Below are 18,066 nucleotides of genomic sequence, written 5' to 3'. Positions count from 1 at the left end.
CCGCCATGAGGCTCCTGCTCATCCGTCACGGCCAGACTCCCGGAAACGTCCTGGGCCAACTCGACACGGCCCATCCCGGACCTGGCCTGACGGAGCTTGGAGAGCGGCAGGCCGCAGCGTTGCCGCGTTCGCTGGCCGCCGAGCCCATCGAGGCTCTCTATGCGTCCACCCTGCGACGCACCCAGCTCACGGCTGCTCCTCTGGCCAAGGCCCTGACCCTTGAGGCCACGGTGCTGGACGGGCTCCACGAGATTGAGGCGGGCACGCTGGAGAAACTCACGGACCACGAGTCGCACCGCCGGTATTTGGGAACGGTCTTCTCCTGGACAGCGGGGGACCTCGACCGCCGGATGCCGGGCTCAACGGACGGAAACGCTTTCTTCGCCCGCTACGACGCGGCCATCGAAAGGGTGGCGGCGTCCGGCAGGGCCACTGCCGCCGTGGTCAGCCACGGTGCTGCGATCCGCTGCTGGGCCGGGCGCCGGGCAGAGAATGTTGACGCCGCCTTCGCCGCCAAGCACATCCTGTCCAATACGGGAATCGTGATCCTCGACGGCGATCCTGCTGCAGGCTGGCGCCTGGTCCACTGGGACCAGAGCCCCGTCGGCGGGCTCGCGCTGACAGATCCAACCGCGGAGGACCCCACCGGCGAGGCGCTCTAGCTTCCTGCCCCTGGGCGCCCCTCTAGCTTCCTGCCCTTGGACGCCGCTCTGCACGCCTGCCTCTGGACGCCGGACCGGGAGGCGACGATTATGAAATAAGGCGTGAGGATCCGGATCCACAGGCACAACTTGAGGCGGCCCCACGTTGTTGGAGGCGTAGAGGCATGCCACATGAAACCGTGCCGACTGAGGACGCCGCCGCAGGCGGGCGGCCCCACGGACGACTCCTCGGACCACTCCGCGGACCAGTCCGGGCCGACGATGACTTCCTGACCTACTACTACGAATACGTAGCGGCCGAAGACATCCACAATTACAGCGTCGATGCCCTGGAACACCGCGCAACGTATCACTTGGAGCTGGCCGGCGTACGCGCACCCGGAACGTCCACCGTGGGCATCCTGAACGAGCCCGATGCCAGCATCGTGATGGTGGTAGCTGACGACATGCCGCACCTGGTTCGTTCCATCACGGCGGAACTGACGCGGGAAAGCGGCTCGATCAGGCTGCTGGTCCACCCGACCTTCCGGGTGCTCCGCAACCCGGAGACCCATGAACTCCTGGAAATCCACCATGGTCCCCTGCGTGCCGGTCTGTTGTCAGGCGGAGCAGCACCCAGTGGTCGAACGGAAACCTGGGTGGCAGCGGAAATCGGAAGGCTCCCCGACGATTCCACTGCCAACCAACTGATAGTGGATCTGCACCGCGTGCTTGACGATGTCCGCGCCGTCGCCGAAGACGCCGCCGCGCTGCACGCCCGAGTGGCCTCCGCCGTCGAATCCGTAAAGGATTTCCCGGGCGATTGCATCCCTGCCCCGGAGCAGCTCAGGGAATTGCTGCTCTGGCTGGACGCCGGAAACTTCATGTTCCTCGGGTACAGCGAGTATGAACGGACGACGTCGGACGGCCGGGACGTTCTGCGGCCTCTACCGGGAACGGGGCTCGGCCTGCTCCGCGAAGGACAACCAGTGATGGCCGAACCGGCGAACACCCACACCCGGCCCGACTCCCCCGAAGAAAGGCGCGAGAAGCAAGTCCTGACGCTGTCCACCTCCGACCTCCGGTCCTCGGTGCCCCGCCCGTCCTACCTTGACGAGATACGCCTCCAAGTCATCGACCCCTCAGGATCCGTGGCAGGTGAGCGCCGCTTCATGGGACTCTTTGCGCCCGGGGCGGCCGGTCAGTCAGTGCGCCGCATCCCGGTGATTCGGGACAAAGTGGCCGCGGTAAGCGACGGGCTCGGGTTCGAGCCCGCATCGCATCAGGGAAAGGAACTGCTCGCCATCCTCGAGTCGTTCCCGCTGGACGAGCTCTTCCACATGGACGCCGACGAGCTGGCCACCCTGGCTGCCGAGATCCTGCGACTCCAGGAGCGACGCCGGACCCGGCTCTTCCTGCGGTTGGACAGCTACGGGCGCTTTATGTCCGCTCTGGTGTTCCTCCCCCGGCACCGGTACAGCACCACCATCCGGCTGCGGATGGAACAGGAACTAAAGCAGGCCTTCAAGTCCAAGGACCTTGAGTTCGAGGTCCGGCTCAGCGAATCACCCATGGCCCGGGTCTTCTTCAGGATCCTGCTCCCCCCTGGCGAAAAACCCGACGTCGATGCCGCCGCCCTGGAGCGGAACCTGATCAATGCCACCCGGACCTGGGCCGAGGGCCTGGACGAGGCCCTCCGGGACCGGCTGCCGTCCGCCGAGGCGGGCCGGCTATCCGTCCTCTGGTCCGGAGCCTTCCCCGCCAGCTACAAGGCCGACGTCGAGGTCGAGGACGCCGTGGAGGACATCAAGCGGTTCGAACTCTTTGACCTGGACGGCAAGGGCGGCAGGGCCCTGGACGATCCGCTGCTGTCCGTTTACATCCGCCCGGACGCCTCACACATGCTCGATGAAGACGCGCGGATCCGGCTCTATCTGACCAGTGCCCGCAGCCTCACGCAGATCCTGCCGTTCTTCCACAACCTTGGCCTGGAAGTGCTGGACCAGCGTCCCTTCGAGGTACTGTGCGGCAACAGCCGGCCCCTGTTCCTCTATGACCTCGGCATGAAATATCCGGCCGGCGTCGAACCTGCCGGGACGAGCGGACTGCTGGCGGCTGCCTTCGGTGCGGCCATGCGAGGGGACACGGAATCCGACCGGTTTGACGGGCTGGTCCTCGGAGAAGGGATCGAGTGGCGCAAAGTGGTGGTCCTGCGCGGCTACGCCAAATACTTGCGGCAGCTGGGAACCAGCAACTCCTACAGCTTCATCGCCGACACGCTGCTGGCCAACATGCACGCTACACATGGACTCCTGGCACTCTTCCAGGCCCGCTTCGATCCCTCCCTTGATACCGCCAGTCGCCGGCAGGAGATGGCGTCAGCCCGCGCGAGTGTCGCCGCCGCGATTGAAGGGGTGCCTTCACTGGATGCGGACCGCCTGCTGCGGAGCTTCCTGAACCTGATCGAGGCGACGACACGGACCAACTATTTCCGTAACCGGCCTTACCTCAGTTTCAAGCTCAAGCCCTCCGACATTCCCGGAGCGCCGTTCCCGCGGCCGAAGTTCGAAATCTGGGTCTATTCGCCACGGGTTGAAGGCGTGCATCTGCGGTTCGGGCCCGTGGCACGCGGCGGATTGAGATGGTCGGACCGGCGCGAAGATTTCCGCACGGAGATCCTGGGACTCGTCAAGGCCCAGATTGTGAAGAACTCGGTCATAGTTCCCACCGGGGCCAAGGGCGGCTTCTACCCCAAGAAGCTGCCCGACCCGGCGTCGGATCGCGCTGCCTGGCTTGCCGAAGGGCAGGAGAGCTATCGCATCTTCATTCGGGGACTCCTGGACGTGACGGACAACCTGGACCTGTCCGCCGGAACACGCTCGGGCGGACAGATTGTCCCACCGGAGAAGGTGGTGAGGCACGACGACGACGATTACTACCTCGTGGTGGCGGCGGACAAGGGGACGGCCGCGTTCTCAGACACCGCCAACGCCGTAGCGGCCGAATACGGCTTCTGGCTGGGCGACGCGTTCGCGTCCGGCGGCTCAGTGGGCTACGACCACAAACAAATGGGCATCACAGCCCGCGGCGCCTGGGAGTCCGTGAAACACCACTTCAGGGAACTGGGGATCGATTCCCAGCGCGAAGACTTCACCGTGGTGGGCATCGGCGACATGAGCGGCGACGTTTTCGGCAACGGCATGCTGCTCTCCGAGCACATCCGGCTGGTCGCAGCCTTCGACCACCGGCATATCTTCCTGGACCCCGCACCGGACGCCGCCGCCTCCATTGAGGAACGACGCCGGCTGTTCCACCTTCCCCGATCGTCCTGGGCCGACTACAACCCCGCGCTCATCAGCCATGGCGGCGGGGTGTACCCGCGCCTCGCGAAGTCGATCCCCCTCAGCCCCGAGGCAGTTACGGTGCTGGGCCTCCCGGCGTCGACGACGGCGATGAGCCCGCCGGAGCTCCTCCAGGCCATCCTGCGCGCGCCGGTGGACCTGCTCTACAACGGCGGCGTTGGAACCTACGTCAAAGCCTCGCCCGAGGCCCACAGCGACGTCGGCGACAAGGCCAACGATGGCATCCGGATCGACGGCAACGAGCTAAGGGCCAGGACCGTAGTGGAAGGGGGCAACCTGGGAATCACCCAGCTGGGGAGGATCGAGGCCGCCCTGAATGGGGTCCTGCTGAACACCGACGCAATCGACAACTCCGCGGGAGTGGATTGCTCGGACCACGAGGTCAACATCAAGATCTTCATCGACCGCATGATCGCGGCAGGAAAAATGCATCCGTCCGAACGTGCCGGTTTCCTGCACTCGCTGACCGACGAAGTTGCCCGCCTGGTCTTGAAGAACAATAAGGACCAGAATGTCCTTCTCATCAACGACCGTGCGCTTGTCCAAAGGTGGAGTCCCGGCTTCGAGCGGACCATGGACTGGCTGGAGAAGGCCTCTGAGCTGGACCGGCGCCTCGAAGGACTGCCCACCGCGAAACAACTCCACGCGCGGCTGCAGACCGGCAAGGGCCTCACCGCCCCTGAGCTGGCGGTGCTGGCGGCCTACGCCAAGATCGAACTCGCCAAGGAACTGAACTCCAGCGATCTCTCGGACGACCCCTGGTTCGAGCGGGTGCTCCGCAGCTACTTCCCGCATCAACTGGTGGAGCGCTTCGGCTCGGAACTGAACGCCCATCCGCTGCGCCGGCAGATCATCTGCACCGTGATGGCCAACGACATCGTCAATTTCGGTGGAATCACCTTCGCCTTCCGCGCCATCGAGGAAACCACGGCCACGGCGGCGGCAGTCGCCAGGGCCTTCGTGGTGGCCCGCGAGTCCTACGACCTGCAAACTTTTGTGGACAGGATCGCCGAACTTCCACCCGGGTTCCCCACCGCCTATGCCTCAGAGCTCACCCTCCACATGCGCCGGGTCCTCGACCGGGCAGCCCGGTGGTACGTGACCCACGATCATCGGGACCAGCCTGTCACCGACGCCCTTGCCAGGATCCTGCCCACGCTGGAACTGCTGCGGACCAACACCCTGGAGTACCTGCGGGGAGACGATATCGACCGGGTCCAGGCGAGGCAGTCGTATTGGGATGGTGTCGGCCTCCGTCAGGACCTCGGGCGGCGCGCCGCTGACATACTCGAAAGCTTCGGGCTCCTGGACATCTCCCTGATCTCCGAACAGGTCCACGAACCCATCCCGGTGATCGCCGATTTGTACTACACCGTCTTCCAGCGGATCGGCGCCGCGAGGCTGCTCCTGCGAATCACCGACCTGCCCCGGCAGAATCGCTGGGAGGCCCTCGCGCGGGCGGCACTACGCGACGACGTGTACTCCGCCGTAGCTGACATGACGGTATCGGTAATGCAGACGACGCCGGCAGCCGGCCCCGGAGGGGCTGATGACGAAGCGGCCGACTCGATTGAACGAATCGTGGCGTGGGAGCGTGGCCACCAGGAGCAGCTGGTCAGGATCAAGGACACCTTCGCGGAGGTGACAAAACCGGGGCAGGTGGACATCGCCTCGATCTCGGTCGCCCTGAAGCTGCTAAGGACGCTCGTGCGCAACTAAAACCTGCTATTCTCCGGACTCTTACCAGCAGGAAACACCACGGTAACCACCTCTTCCTAGGCTTGATCTGCATAACCCTCCGGCGAAAAGAGGCAGCCATGCAGACCAATCCACGACTCAACATCAGACAGGTCACGTGGAGCAACCCCGTCGGCGCCGACCTCCGCGCCGCCCAGCAGTCCGAACTGGACGCCCGCTTTGGTACCACGGACCACGAACCTGGCCCTCCGCCGTCGGAAGCCGATACCGCCGTCTTTGTGGTGGCCTACGAGAAGTGCTCCGGCCAGCCTTTGGGATGCGGCGGGCTGCGGATGCTGGACGAGAACACAGCGGAAATCAAGCGACTGTACGTGGTGCCGTACGCCAGGGGTTCCGGCGTGGCCAGCTCCATCCTGGCGGCCCTTGAGGGCCACGCTCATGCTTACGGTTTTGGTGTGATCACCGCCGAGGCAGGCTCCGTACAGACCGACGGACGCAGCTTTTACGAAAGCGCGGGGTTCGCCGCCATCCCGAACTTCGGTCCCTATATCGGCGTCCAGCATTCGCAGTGCTACGCCAAACCCATCGACTCGCACAGTGCAGCCCATACGGCCATGACGTAGCGAGGGCTGTGACAGGGCCGTCGCTAGACGCGGGAGCCTTGTTACAAAAGGAATCCGGGCGTTACTCACCGCTGGGGAGGTAACGCCCGGATTCCGCTAAAGTCGGCCTATGGAAACGGCAGATATCACCTTCCGCACGCGCAAATGGGTCCGCCCCGAAGACCTGAATGCGAACGGCACCCTCTTCGGCGGCAGCCTGCTCAAGTGGATCGATGAAGAAGCTGCCATTTACGCCATCCTGCAGCTTGGCAATGGCCGGGCGGTCACCAAGTACATCTCCGAAATCAACTTCGTCAGCTCCGCTGTGCAGGGCGACTTGATAGAGATGGGACTGACAGCCACACGCTTCGGCCGTACCTCCCTGACCATGCGGGCGGAGGTGCGGAACATGATCACCCGGCAAAGCATCCTGACCATCGAGGAGATTGTGTTTGTGAACCTCGGCGCGGACGGGCGGCCGGAACCGCACGGCTACACGGAAATTACCTACGACCGCGACCGCATCCCCACGCACCACCTGACCCACGCCCTGGTGCAGGACTGACGCCTGGCTCTCCACCCGCGCTACGTCGTCGTCGTCGGCCAACCTGTGTACGCCTCGGCGAGGTAGGCGCGGCCATGGCGGGACGAGATCACCGAGTTCAGCTCGCCCAGCTGGCGCGCGCGATCGAAGTCGTCCGTTCCCGGGACCGTGTGCAGCATGGACGTCATCCAGTACGAGAAGTGCTGGGCCTTCCAGACCCTATCCAGGGCTCGGTTGCTGTAGGAGTCCAGGAGGGCCGTCGAACCACTGCCGTAGTAGGAGTCGAGGCCTTCGAACAGGACCTTGACGTCGTGGATGGCCAGGTTAAGCCCCTTGGCCCCCGTTGGCGGCACGGTGTGCGCCGCGTCCCCTGCCAGGAAAAGCTTTCCATAGCGCATGGGCGTGTGCACGAAGCTGCGGAAGGGCAGGACCATCTTGTCGATCACCGGACCTTCCTTGAGCTCGAAGCCATTGCCGTTGACCCTGCGGCGAAACTCCGCCCAAATTCGCTCATCGTCCCATTCGGCGACGCTCTCCTTCGGGTCGCACTGGAAGTACATACGCTGGACAGTCTCGGTCCGCTGGCTGATCAGGGCGAAGCCATTCCCTGAGTTCGCGTAGATGAGCTCGTCGGCGCTTCGAGGGGCCTCGGCCAAAATGCCGAACCAGGCGAAGGGGTACTCGTGGAAGTACCACTTCCGGTGGGCCTCCGGGATCTGGAACCGGCAGTGGCTGCGTGAACCATCCGCTCCCACCAGGAAGTCTGCCTGGATTTCGTACTCGACGCCCTCAGAGTCCGTGAACCAGACCTTCGGCTTTCCTTCGAGATCATGGACGGCTGGGTCCGTCACGCCGTAGTGGACTTCACCGCCGTCGGCCTTCCGCCGGGCGGCGAGGTCCATGAAGACGTCCGTCTGCGGGTACAACCAGACCGATTCCCCCACGAGGTCCTTGAAGTCGATCCGATGGCTGTCGCCGTTGAAGCGCAGCTCTATGCCGTCGTGCCGGTCGCCCTCCCGCAGGACCCGGTCCGAGACGCCGCTCTCTACGAGCAGGTTCACGGTGCCGTGTTCCAGGATGCCCGCCCGCACGGTCTCGGAGATGTCCTTGTGACTTCGCACTTCCACCACAGAGGATTGGATTCCGGCAGTCGCCAGCAGGTGGGACAGCATGAGGCCCGCGGGGCCGGCGCCCATGATGGCAATCTGGGTCTTGATGATCTGGCGTGCTGCCATGATGTGTTCCTCAGTTCTTTCGGGCTGCTCTTTCGCCTGTTCTTTCCGGGAGGGCGAGGGTGTGGAGCCAGGGAAGTTCTGTTGAACAGTGTGACGCCGAGGACATGGCGCTCGTTAAGCGGATTCCATTGAACGAAATTTTGGATCAGGAAATCCGGGCATGGAGACCAGAAGTCAAGCGATGGGCTTGCGGCTTTCGCCCAGTTGGCGGGCAATGCCGCGCGCGGCCGTCTGGAGGGCTGGCACGAGCGCCTGAAGGCGCACTTCCGCCAGTGGAACGACGACGCCGATCGCCGCCACCGAGCGCCGCTTGCTGTCCATGATGGGAACGGCGATCCCCCAGGTATGCGGATCGACGACGCCGGCAAGCTGGGCATAGCCCTGCCGTGCCGCTTCGCTCAACTGGTGACGGACGGCGTCTGCTGTAGTCTTCCCGCTTGGATCGGTGAACTGGGCGAGATATTCGGCCTGCCGTTCACGCGGCTGATGAGACATGAGGGCAACTCCCGCAGAAGAGATGTGCACTGGCATCCGTCCCGCAATCTGGGCACGGTTGGCCACGGACCCCCGGCGCGAGAGCCGTTCGATGAAGAGGGCCTCCCAGCCTTCCAGGACGGCAAGGTTCACATTCTGGTTCAGGACCTGCTGGATGTCCTCCATAAACGGCATGGCTGCCTGGCGCAGGGCCAACGTGGGTGAGTTGCGGTTCACGAGCTCCCAGAGGCGCAGGCCGAGGCGCACGGATCCGCCCGTCCCGATTTCCAGGAGTCCGTGGGCGGACAACTGTCGGACCAGGCGATGGGCCGTTGTCAGTGGCAGGCCGGCCCGCTGCGCAAGTTCGGAAAGCGGGAGCTCGGCGACGCCCTCGGGAAAAGCCGCGATCAGCCGGACCACACGGTCAACAACTGAGTCGCCTGACGTCGAGTTGGCCATGGATCTTCCTAGCGATGGAGCTTTGGTGAAGCTGGGGAGGCGTCATTGCCGCGGGAACCCCCATTGTTCCATTCAATGGCACCAGAAGAAAGCAGCCAGGCGGAAATGGGAGCTGTTGGACAGTATGGCCTCCCATGCAAGACCATGGTGGACGACGCTGACGTCGGGCCGTTTGACCTATCAGTGCGGCCCCACCCCCTTATAAGACACCCCCGGAGGTTTCCCATGCTCAAAGGTTTCAAGGACTTTGTCCTGCGCGGCAACATCATAGAACTGTCCATTGCGGTGGTAGTAGGAACCGCCTTCACGGCCCTGGTGGCTGCCTTCACCACGAACATTGTGAACCCGATCATTGCTGCCGCCGGCGGCGTCAACGCCGAGGGCCTGGGCTTCGCCATCTGGGCGGACAACCCCAAGACCTTCGTGAACTTCGGCGCAGTCATCACGGCCTTCATCACATTCCTGATCACCGCCGCCGTGGTGTACTTCATCTTCGTGGCCCCAATGAACAAGATCAACGAGCTCGTCAAGAGCCGCGCCGCCGTCGACGAACCTGAAGACGAACCGATGCCGGCCGACACCGCCCTCCTCGCCGAGATCCGCGACCTCCTGACCGAACTCGCTGCCGCCAATCGCGAAACAGAACCCACTCGTAAGTAGCCTCCCAAGATCGTGATCCGCAGGCAATCCGCCCGAAACAGTGCACGGGCAAGATGGTGCCATGAAGCGCGACACGAGAACTCCCGCCACCGCAGAGCTCTCTTGCGAAGTGTGTGGACTCCTTCCCGAACCGCCAAAGGCTCGGCTGACCCTTGCCAACATCGCCGTCACGCTGCCCATCGAACTGCTGGTGCACGCCCTCGTGGTTGAAACCAGCCTGCCCTACGTGGCCAAGGTCCTGCTTCTCGCGGTGACCGCCACGGTGCTGGTGATCTGGGTGGCGGAACCGTCCGCCGCTAAAGTGCTGCGCAGGTGGCTCCACGCCCCTGCCCTCCGCCATCGCCGGAAACTGCAGTCCGCACCGGCGCTCTGGCGGGCCCGGACCGTCCTCCGCGACGAGCCCGGCTCCCTTCAAAAGATCACCCAGTCCCTCGCCCGCCTGGACGCCAATATCCTCAGCATCCACGTCCATCCGATTGACGGCGGAGTGCTGGATGAATTTGTCCTTTCCGCGCCCGGCGAGCTGCGGGAACCGGATCTACTGAACGCGCTCGACGGCGGTGGGGGCCGGAAGTCCTATGTCTGGCCTACCACTGCCCTCGCCATGGCGGACGGCCAGACGAAAGCCCTCAGCCTGGCCGCGCGGGTGGCGGGTAATCCCACAGAGCTGTCTCTCGCCGTCGCCGAATTGCTTTCAGCCAAAATCATCAGCCCGACGCCTGAGGGCCTGGCGGCAGAGCCGGCCACCACCGTCGTAAACGATCCCGCGACACTACTCAAGATCCCGACGGCATGGCACGGTCCCCTGGTGTTCTCCCGTCCGGGGGAACCCTTTACCCCGGCCGAATCCGCCCGCGCCCATCGCCTCGCCGAACTCGCGGAAATCCTGGCCCATACGCCGGGTACCGCGGCAACAGCGAAGGGCTGAGCAGGAAATGAGGCAGCAATGCACTCCACCAGTTCCATCACAATGAGCGCCGTCACTGGTGCCTTGACGACCAGCACGGTCACCCCGGCCAACGGGACGGCGGCCACCCACTACGCCGAGTGCTCCTGAACCGGATCCTGCGCCAGGAACCGGATCTGGCGTAGGGACTGCCCGATCCGGGCGTCCCCGAGCCGGGCCCCTGTCCCCAGGCCAAGAGCGTGTCCTAGGAACCACGCCAAGGCTCGAAAGCACCACGCTTCCCGTCTTATCCTCTGGAGATCCCGTAGACGCGTGAGAGAATGGTAACGCTCCCAACCGTCTCGATAGCTTTTCGAAGGTGCGACACAGTGAGTCGATCCCCGCTCCATTCTGCAACGATCATCGACGTGGCAGCCCTGGCCGGCGTTTCGAAGTCGACGGCGGCCCGCGCCTTGGCAAACTACGGCTCGGTCAGCGAAAAGACCAGGGAGCGCGTAGAGCGCGCGGCCAAGGAACTCGGATACCAGCCCAATAGCCTCGCACGCAGCATGATCACCGGCCAAACGCACACGCTCGGCGTCGTCATCCCGGACATCAGCAGCCACTTCTTCGCAAATGCCATGCGTGGAGTCTCAACGGCCGCCCGCGAAGCAGGCTACGAGCTCCTCCTCAGCAGCACTGAGGGGGACCTGAGCCTGGAGCGCCGGGCGATCGAACTGCTCGCGGCCAAGCGCGTCGACGGGATCATTGTGGCACCCGTTTCCACCGAGGAAACGGCCCATCTGGAACGGCTGGAGAATCAGGGAATCGCCGTCGCTTTGCTTGACCGGCCTGCCCCACAGGTGAAATCGGCGTCCTACGTTTCCGTTGACCACGTGGCAGCCTCCAGCATGGCGGTAAACCACCTCATCGACCTCGGGCATCGCCATATAGGAATCGTTACGGAGGCAGTGATGCCGCCCGACTGGCAGGAAAGCCTGGATACTGCAGATGGCACGCTACTGCGTCCCAGCGCTGCCCGCCTGGTGGGCTACAGGGATGCACTCCGGAGCGCAGGCATTCGTTATCGGGACGAGTACGTGGCGCTAAGCGCCTATGCCAAGACGTCCGCGCGCGCAGCCACGGAGCGCCTGTTGCGCCAAAATCCGCAGCTGACTGCCATCTACTGCACGGACAGCGAGCTCAGCGCAGGTTCCTTCGCGGCCCTGCAGGACATGAATGTGGCCTGCCCCAAGGAGATTTCCCTCATAGGTTTCGACGACCAGGACTGGGCGACATTGGTGCGGCCCCGCCTGACGGTTGTGGAACAGCCCAACTACCAGCTGGGAATGGCCGCCGCAGAAGAAGCACTGGCGGCCATCGCCGATCCGGAGGGCCACCGCCGTCGACGGACCCTGAACGGACGGTTAATTGTCCGCGACTCGACCGGGCGACCGCGTAGCGGCCGCCCGGCTTAGGGCAAGAGCCTGGGCTTAGCCGGGCTCAGAAACATCTCAGGGCTCACCCGGGCTCAGGAAGCGATCCGGTCTTCCTGGGCGGCTGCCTGCCGGGCCAGCGTCCGGCGTCGCTGCTCACGCGGGTCAGGGATTGGCGCCGCTGCGATGAGTCGCTTCGTATAGGCTTCCTGCGGCTGATGCAGGACCTGGCTGATGGACCCGGTTTCCACTATGGAACCCTTCCTCATCACGGCCACGTTGGAGGCCAGGCTCTCGACGACGGCGAGGTCATGGCTGATGAACAGGCAGGAAAAGCCCATCCTGCGCTGGAGCTCCACAAGGATCTCCAGCACCTTGGCCTGCACAGAGACGTCCAGGGCCGAGGTCGGCTCATCCGCTACGAGAAGCTCGGGTTCGAGTGAAATAGCACGCGCGATGCCAATGCGTTGGCGCTGCCCGCCCGACAATTCGTGGGGATACCGCTCATACCAGGAGCCCGGAAGTTCCACGCTTTCCAACAGTTCGCGTACCTTCTTCCGGATATCGCCGGCCGATGACCGGGGTCCATGCAGCCGGAGCGGCTCGGCAATGCTGTCGCCTATGCTGGCGCGGGGATTCAGCGACGACGCCGGGTCCTGGAAGACGATGCCGAAGCGTTTGCGCAGCGGCCGGATGTTCCTGGCGGAGAGCCGGGAGATATCGTGGCCACAAACATTCAGCTCGCCTTCAGTGGCCTGAAGGAGGCCGACCGCGCACCGTCCAACCGTTGACTTACCGGACCCGGACTCCCCTACCAGGCCCAGGATTTCTCCACGCCGGATTTCGAAGCTGACCTTCTCCACGGCCCTGAACCCCCGGCGGCCAAGCCGTCCGGGATACTCAATGACGAGGTCCTTGGCGCTGAGAACGACGTCCCGGCGTTCCTGTGGTTCGTCGGAGAGGCCAGCAGTGACGTTCCCTGCCGGCTGGGGCGTGACGGTGAGCCGAGGCACCGCTGCCAGCAGCTTTCGACTGTAGGGGTGGCGGGGCTCATCGAAGAGTTCGTTGACGAAGGCCTCTTCGACCACCATCCCCTTCTGCATCACGATGACGCGGTCGGCGATGTCGGCTACTACGCCCATGTCGTGGGTGATGAAGACCACGGCCATCCCCGTCTTCTTCTGGATGTCCTTGATGAGGTCCAGGATTTCGGCCTGGACCGTGACGTCAAGTGCTGTGGTCGGTTCGTCCGCGATGAGCAGTTGGGGCTCGCAGATCAGGGCCATGGCAATCATGGCACGCTGCCGTTGACCGCCGGACAGCTGGTGCGGATACTGGTTTACCCTTCGTTCCGGTTCGGGCATGCCGACCAGTTCCAGCATTTCAATCGTCCGGCTTTGCGCTTCCTTGCGGCTGACAGGACGATGGGCGCGCAGGGCGGCGCCAATTTGCTGTCCAATGGTGTAGACCGGGTTCATCGCGGTCATCGGTTCCTGGAAAATCATGGATGCGCTGTCCCCGCGCAGGGCTTCCATTTCCGCTTCCGACGCCGTCAATACGCTGAGTCCCGCTGTGGTGACGCTTCCTGAAACGTCCGCAGTGTCAGGCAGGAGCCTAAGGGCCGCCAGGCTTGAGACGCTCTTGCCGGAGCCGGATTCTCCGACCACTGCCAGGATTTCCCCACGGTAGACATCGAAGGAGACATCTTTGATGGCCTGCACTTGATGGCCTCCGATGCCAAAGGAAACGGAGAGGTCACGGATGGCCAGGACAGGGGTTTCGTCCCGAGGCGGGCAGCGCCGGACTGCTGCAGCCGCCAGGTTCTCGCTCATGTTGTTGCTCATATCAGTCCTCGCAGATATTCGATGCCTTCGGTGACCATGGCCTGTTCCGTGCACAGGTGGCGCCAGGTGTTGGATTTTGCGGCGATGGAAGGGTGGGCAGGGGTGAACGCTTCAAAGGTCAGCCAGCCGTCGTAATCCACGCTGCGGAGCGCCTCCATCACTTCGGCCCAGGGAATATGCCCGCTTCCCAGGAGCCCCCTGTGGCTTTCAGCAATCTGCACGTATCCCAGCCGCCCTCCGGCGTCGAGGATTCCTTGGGGAACCGAGGCTTCCTCGATGTTCATATGGAAGGTGTCCAGTTGGACCTGCACGTGCGTGGAACCCACCCTGTCCAGCAGGGACCGTGCCTGGGCTGCGGTGTTCAGCACGTATCCGAGGTAACGGCTGGTCGCTTCGACGCTGACGGTGACGTCGTGGGCTTCCGCGATAGGTGCAACCTTGGACAATCCATCGACCACCCGTTCCAGTTCGGTTTCAGTCGCGGGTTGACCCGTGAAGACCCGTCCGGCGGCAGAGAGGACACCCCCAATGTTGTTCGCTCCGACATCCGCGGCCGCGTGGATCGCGCTGGTGATATGCTCCACCCCCGCCTGGCGGACCTCCGGATCGGGACTGACGAGGCTGTTTTCAGCCGTTAGGACGACGCCGAGCGTCCGGTCCACGCCGTGCCGGGCGGCCACCTTCTTCAGCTCGAGCCGCGGCAGATCCTCTGCCCGATCCATGTGCACCTCAACGCCCTGGACGCCCCACGACGCTGCCGTGCCCGCCATTTCGTCAATGGTCCGACGGTCGATGTTGTCGACGATCATGTAGCTGTGGACACCGAACTTCATGCCCGCACCTCCGTGAGGGCGGCGGTCCTAGGCCGGGAGGTCCGGCTACGCGGGTCGAGCCAGTCACGCAAGGCATCGCCCAGGATGCTGAAGGACAGGATGGTTGCGACGACGGCGATCGCCGGCGCCAGGAGCAGGTCCGGGTTGGACGCCATGAAGCGCTGGCCTTCGGCCACCATGAGGCCCCAGGACGCCGTCGGAGGTACCACGCCAAGGCCGAGGAAGCTCAGCCCGGACTCAAGCAGGATGGTGGACGCAAGTGTCAGGGACATCTGCACGGCAATGGGAGACATGATGTTCGGCAGCACCGTGCGCAGCAGGATTCTGGGTGTCGGTGCGCCGATGGCCTTTGCTGCCTCGACATATTCCGCGTGCTTGACGCCTACAACCTGGCCATAAGTGATGCGTGCGAAGTTGGGCGCGAACAGCAGCCCCATCACGACGATCAGCGTCATCACTCCGGAGCCGTAAATGGTGACGATGAGCAGTGCCAGGATGATCGGCGGGAACGCCAGGATGACATCCGTCAGCCGCATGGTCACGGTTTCCACAAGGCGTCCGAAATATCCGCCCATCAAACCAAGGAAGGTACCGAAGATGCAGGCGAACACCGTGGCCCCCACTGCGACGACAATTTCAATCCGGGCACCGTAGATGAGCCGTGAGAGGCTGTCCCGGCCAAACTGGTCGGTTCCCAGCAGGTGGCCGGGTGTTCCAACGGGCCTAAGTTTGTTGGCGACGTTCTGGGCTATCGGGTCATGCGGCGCTACGAGCGGTGCAAGGATGGCCACCGCGATGACGATAAACACGACGGCCACGGCAGCGTAACGCAAGGGCGTGGAGTGGGCGTGAATCCTTTTCAGGAAAGCTTTCATGATGTCCTCACTCTCGGGTCGAGCAGGCCGTACGAGATGTCGACGATGATGTTGATCAGGATGAAGATCACTGAGATGACAATGACGATTCCCTGCACCACCGGGTAATCCCGCTGGAGCACGGCCTCCACAAGGAGCCCGCTCAGGCCCGGCCAGTTGAAAATCCGTTCGACCAGGACGGTTGATCCCAGCAGTGTGCCCACCTGAAGTCCGACGACGGTAACCACCGGGTTCAGGGAACCGCGAAGGACATGCTTCCTGAACACAACCGGACGGCTGAGGCCTATGGCCTTGGCGGTGCGCACGTAGTCCTGGCTGATGACCTCAAGCACTGCTGAACGGGTCATGCGGGATACCACGGAGATTATGCCGAACGACAGGGCAACGGCGGGCAGAAGTACTCGCTGGAGATGCCCTCCGAAATCGGTCTCAGCCGCCCTGAACCCGCCCGCTGGAAACCATCCGAGCTTGAGGGAGAAGACCAGGACAAGGACCGTGCCAATCACGTACACGGGAACTGAAATTCCGGTGCTTGTCACCAGGTTGATGGTGGCGTCGATGACGCCACCACGCTTGGCTGCGAGGCTGCCGAGGGGGATGCCCACCACCAGCGCCAGCAGTACCGCGACGGCCACGAGTTCCAGCGTTCGCGGCAGCCGTTCTGCGACGGCCTGCGTAACCGGGCTGTTGTCCCTGAATGAGGATCCGAGATCCCCGCTCAGGACGCCGGAGAGGTAGTTTACGTACTGGTTCCAGAGGCTCTGGTCGAGTCCGAGCTGGGCACGGACTTTCGCCAGAGCCTCCGGGCTGGCGGCACCCCCGCCTTCTCCTGTCAGGATAATCTCCGCCGGGTCTCCGGGGACAAGGTGCAGTGAAAGGAAGATCAACGTTAGGACGATGAACGCCAGGAGCATACCCAGCAGGCATCGCTTCACTATGAATCTCAACAAGGGGTGCCTCCAGATATCAGTTACTTGGAAACGATGGACGTGGTGGCGAGCGTGTAACCGGAATTGAAGGTCAGGAATCCGGGCAGGTTGCTGAACCCGGTGACGGACTTCTGGTACGCAAAGGCCTGTGCACGGCCTGCAAGGGAGACGAACGGAACGTCAGTCAGGATGGTCCGGGAGACGTCGTCGTACACTGCCTTGCGCTTGGCTTCATCGGCCTCGCTCAGCCCTTGGGCCAGGAGCGCATTGATGTTCGCGTTGTCATAGCCGAAGGAGCGGGTGTGTTCTGCCGGGCCCTGGACAAACTTGCTCAGGAAGGACGGATCATTCACCACGCCGGCAGAGCCGGAGACTGCAATTTCGTAGTCGCCTGCGTTGCCCTTGGAGACCCTGGTTGCCCAGTCCGGGAGGTCAAGATCGAGCTTGATCCCGACGGCGGCAAGATCCGACTGCACAGACAAAGCGGTGTCCCTGTGGAAGGCGTACTGGGATGTGGAGAGCATCCTGGCGCTAAAGCCATTCGCGTAACCGGCTTCGGCGAGCAGCGACTTGGCCTTGTCGATGTTCTGTTCCCAGCCCTTCGCCAGCGATTCGTTGTAGAAGGGGCTGCTCTCAGGAATGGGAACGCCCTTGATGGGGGATCCGTTTCCGGAGAGGGCGGCCGAGACCACGTTGTCCCTGTTCACCGCGAGCGCCACAGCCTCGCGCACTTTGGCGTTGGCGAACGGGCCCTTGGTCACGTTGAAGTTCAGGTACATGAAGGGGCCGCTCTGGGCATCCAGGGTGATGTTCTGATCGGCCTTGACCCGGTCGAACTCCTCCCACGGAACGAAGTCGATCAGGTCAACGTCGCCTGCCAGCAGGGCATTTGTTCGTGCCTGGCCGTCCGTGTAGATCGGGAAGTCGATCTTGTTCAGCTGCACTGAGGCAGCGTCGTAGTACCCATCGAACTTTTCGACGACGAACGAGACTCCCTTGTCATGCGATGCCAGCTTGAACGGGCCGGCGCCCACCCAGCTTTCTCCCGCGTTCTGGTATGCGGCCGGGGGAAGAACTGCGGCCGTGGTGTCAGCGATGTAGCTAAGGAATGCCGCGTTTGGGGCCTTCAGTTTGATGACCACTGTCTCGGCGTCGGGTGTCTCGATGGCCTGGATCCCTTGGGTAACGGCGACAATCTTCGCCGCTGCCTTGGGATCCGCGAGCGCCTGGAATGAGGTCTTGACCTCGGCGCTCGTGAGGGGTGTTCCGTCGTGGAAGGTCAGGCCCTTGCGGAGGGTAAACTTGTAGGTTGTGGCATCGCTCTGCTCGTACTTTTCGGCGAGGGCGGGGACCACTTCGCCCTTGGAATCGTAGCCGAGGAGGCCGCGATGGAGTACGGAGTCGAGGAGCATTGCGGACGCGCCCTGGTCCAGGTGCGGCTGCAGCTTGGGGACGTCTCCGGAGAGGCCAAACTGGAGTTCCTGCTCAGGGGCCTGGGTCGGGCTGGATCCGCCACAGGCGGAGAGCACCAGGGCCGAGGCCGCGATCGCGGCGACTGCCGCAGACGACTTCAAGGTAGTGGACATGA

General features: G+C 63.7%; 14 protein-coding genes. 7 read left to right on the top strand and 7 right to left on the bottom strand.

From position 1 onward, the window contains the following. The first annotated feature begins 5 nt into the window (after window positions 1–5). The 4 genes from J7E82_RS02300 (at window position 6) to J7E82_RS02285 (ending at window position 6,868) form a co-directional block, all read left to right on the top strand. Complete coding sequence (locus J7E82_RS02300) at window positions 6–662, top strand: histidine phosphatase family protein (RefSeq protein ID WP_214859941.1); 657 nt, start codon at window positions 6–8, stop codon at window positions 660–662. Between the two features lie 164 nt (window positions 663–826). Next, complete coding sequence (locus J7E82_RS02295) at window positions 827–5,722, top strand: NAD-glutamate dehydrogenase (RefSeq protein ID WP_214859934.1); 4,896 nt, start codon at window positions 827–829, stop codon at window positions 5,720–5,722. A 98-nt stretch (window positions 5,723–5,820) separates the two neighbouring features. Continuing rightward, entirely contained in the window at window positions 5,821–6,324 is a 504-nt protein-coding gene (locus tag J7E82_RS02290; protein WP_214859932.1) for a GNAT family N-acetyltransferase, read from the top strand. 109 nt (window positions 6,325–6,433) lie between these two features. Beyond that, on the top strand, window positions 6,434–6,868 hold the full coding sequence (locus J7E82_RS02285; protein WP_214859930.1) for an acyl-CoA thioesterase: 435 nt from the start codon (window positions 6,434–6,436) through the stop codon (window positions 6,866–6,868). A gap of 20 nt (window positions 6,869–6,888) precedes the next feature. Here the strand turns inward: J7E82_RS02285 and J7E82_RS02280 are convergent, their stop codons facing one another. Continuing rightward, on the bottom strand, window positions 6,889–8,082 hold the full coding sequence (locus J7E82_RS02280) for a 4-hydroxybenzoate 3-monooxygenase (protein ID WP_214859928.1): 1,194 nt from the start codon (window positions 8,080–8,082) through the stop codon (window positions 6,889–6,891). Between the two features lie 174 nt (window positions 8,083–8,256). Further along, a complete protein-coding gene (locus J7E82_RS02275) occupies window positions 8,257–9,015 on the bottom strand; it encodes an IclR family transcriptional regulator (RefSeq protein WP_214859926.1) in 759 nt (252 codons plus the stop codon). Between the two features lie 225 nt (window positions 9,016–9,240). Between J7E82_RS02275 and mscL the strand changes: the two genes are divergently transcribed. The 3 genes from mscL to J7E82_RS02260 all read left to right on the top strand — a co-directional run bounded on the left by mscL (window position 9,241) and on the right by J7E82_RS02260 (window position 12,039). Continuing rightward, on the top strand, window positions 9,241–9,675 hold the full coding sequence (gene mscL / locus J7E82_RS02270; protein ID WP_214859924.1) for a large conductance mechanosensitive channel protein MscL: 435 nt from the start codon (window positions 9,241–9,243) through the stop codon (window positions 9,673–9,675). A 61-nt stretch (window positions 9,676–9,736) separates the two neighbouring features. Next, window positions 9,737–10,603, top strand: coding sequence for an amino acid-binding protein (locus J7E82_RS02265; protein ID WP_214859923.1), 867 nt, complete (start codon window positions 9,737–9,739; stop codon window positions 10,601–10,603). A gap of 347 nt (window positions 10,604–10,950) precedes the next feature. After that, window positions 10,951–12,039, top strand: coding sequence for a LacI family DNA-binding transcriptional regulator (locus J7E82_RS02260; protein WP_214859922.1), 1,089 nt, complete (start codon window positions 10,951–10,953; stop codon window positions 12,037–12,039). A 53-nt stretch (window positions 12,040–12,092) separates the two neighbouring features. Here J7E82_RS02260 and J7E82_RS02255 read toward each other — a convergent pair whose 3' ends face one another. From J7E82_RS02255 to J7E82_RS02235, 5 genes are read right to left on the bottom strand one after another with little or no spacing between them, the layout of a single operon-like run. After that, window positions 12,093–13,829, bottom strand: coding sequence for a dipeptide ABC transporter ATP-binding protein (locus J7E82_RS02255; RefSeq protein WP_214859990.1), 1,737 nt, complete (start codon window positions 13,827–13,829; stop codon window positions 12,093–12,095). An 8-nt stretch (window positions 13,830–13,837) separates the two neighbouring features. After that, window positions 13,838–14,674 (bottom strand): sugar phosphate isomerase/epimerase, encoded by an 837-nt coding sequence (locus tag J7E82_RS02250; protein WP_214859921.1) that lies wholly within the window; start codon window positions 14,672–14,674, stop codon window positions 13,838–13,840. Beyond that, entirely contained in the window at window positions 14,671–15,549 is an 879-nt protein-coding gene (locus tag J7E82_RS02245; RefSeq protein WP_214859920.1) for an ABC transporter permease, read from the bottom strand. The genes J7E82_RS02250 and J7E82_RS02245 overlap by 4 nt, the downstream gene beginning before the upstream one ends. Beyond that, the gene (locus tag J7E82_RS02240) at window positions 15,546–16,496 is read right to left on the bottom strand and encodes an ABC transporter permease (protein WP_285289679.1); all 951 of its coding nucleotides are present in this window, start codon (window positions 16,494–16,496) and stop codon (window positions 15,546–15,548) included. The genes J7E82_RS02245 and J7E82_RS02240 overlap by 4 nt, the downstream gene beginning before the upstream one ends. Window positions 16,497–16,519: 23 nt before the next feature. Beyond that, window positions 16,520–18,064, bottom strand: a complete 1,545-nt coding sequence (locus J7E82_RS02235; protein WP_214859918.1) for an ABC transporter substrate-binding protein — start codon at window positions 18,062–18,064, stop codon at window positions 16,520–16,522. Between the last annotated feature and the right edge of the window lie 2 nt (window positions 18,065–18,066).

Origin of the sequence: Arthrobacter sp. ISL-30, from assembly GCF_018613855.1 — a bacterium.
Taxonomy (GTDB): Bacteria; Actinomycetota; Actinomycetes; order Actinomycetales; family Micrococcaceae; genus Arthrobacter.
This window is presented reverse-complemented; position numbering and strand designations above follow the sequence as displayed.

Coding starts and splice junctions, on each gene's coding strand:
- J7E82_RS02235 (WP_214859918.1), bottom strand. CDS start 18,064: ATGTCCACTACCTTGAAGTCGTCTGCGGCAGTCGCCGCGATCGCGGCC.
- J7E82_RS02250 (WP_214859921.1), bottom strand. CDS start 14,674: ATGAAGTTCGGTGTCCACAGCTACATGATCGTCGACAACATCGACCGT.
- J7E82_RS02280 (WP_214859928.1), bottom strand. CDS start 8,082: ATGGCAGCACGCCAGATCATCAAGACCCAGATTGCCATCATGGGCGCC.
- J7E82_RS02285 (WP_214859930.1), top strand. CDS start 6,434: ATGGAAACGGCAGATATCACCTTCCGCACGCGCAAATGGGTCCGCCCC.
- J7E82_RS02275 (WP_214859926.1), bottom strand. CDS start 9,015: ATGGCCAACTCGACGTCAGGCGACTCAGTTGTTGACCGTGTGGTCCGG.
- J7E82_RS02265 (WP_214859923.1), top strand. CDS start 9,737: ATGAAGCGCGACACGAGAACTCCCGCCACCGCAGAGCTCTCTTGCGAA.
- J7E82_RS02290 (WP_214859932.1), top strand. CDS start 5,821: ATGCAGACCAATCCACGACTCAACATCAGACAGGTCACGTGGAGCAAC.
- J7E82_RS02295 (WP_214859934.1), top strand. CDS start 827: ATGCCACATGAAACCGTGCCGACTGAGGACGCCGCCGCAGGCGGGCGG.
- J7E82_RS02255 (WP_214859990.1), bottom strand. CDS start 13,829: ATGAGCGAGAACCTGGCGGCTGCAGCAGTCCGGCGCTGCCCGCCTCGG.
- J7E82_RS02245 (WP_214859920.1), bottom strand. CDS start 15,549: ATGAAAGCTTTCCTGAAAAGGATTCACGCCCACTCCACGCCCTTGCGT.
- mscL (WP_214859924.1), top strand. CDS start 9,241: ATGCTCAAAGGTTTCAAGGACTTTGTCCTGCGCGGCAACATCATAGAA.
- J7E82_RS02300 (WP_214859941.1), top strand. CDS start 6: ATGAGGCTCCTGCTCATCCGTCACGGCCAGACTCCCGGAAACGTCCTG.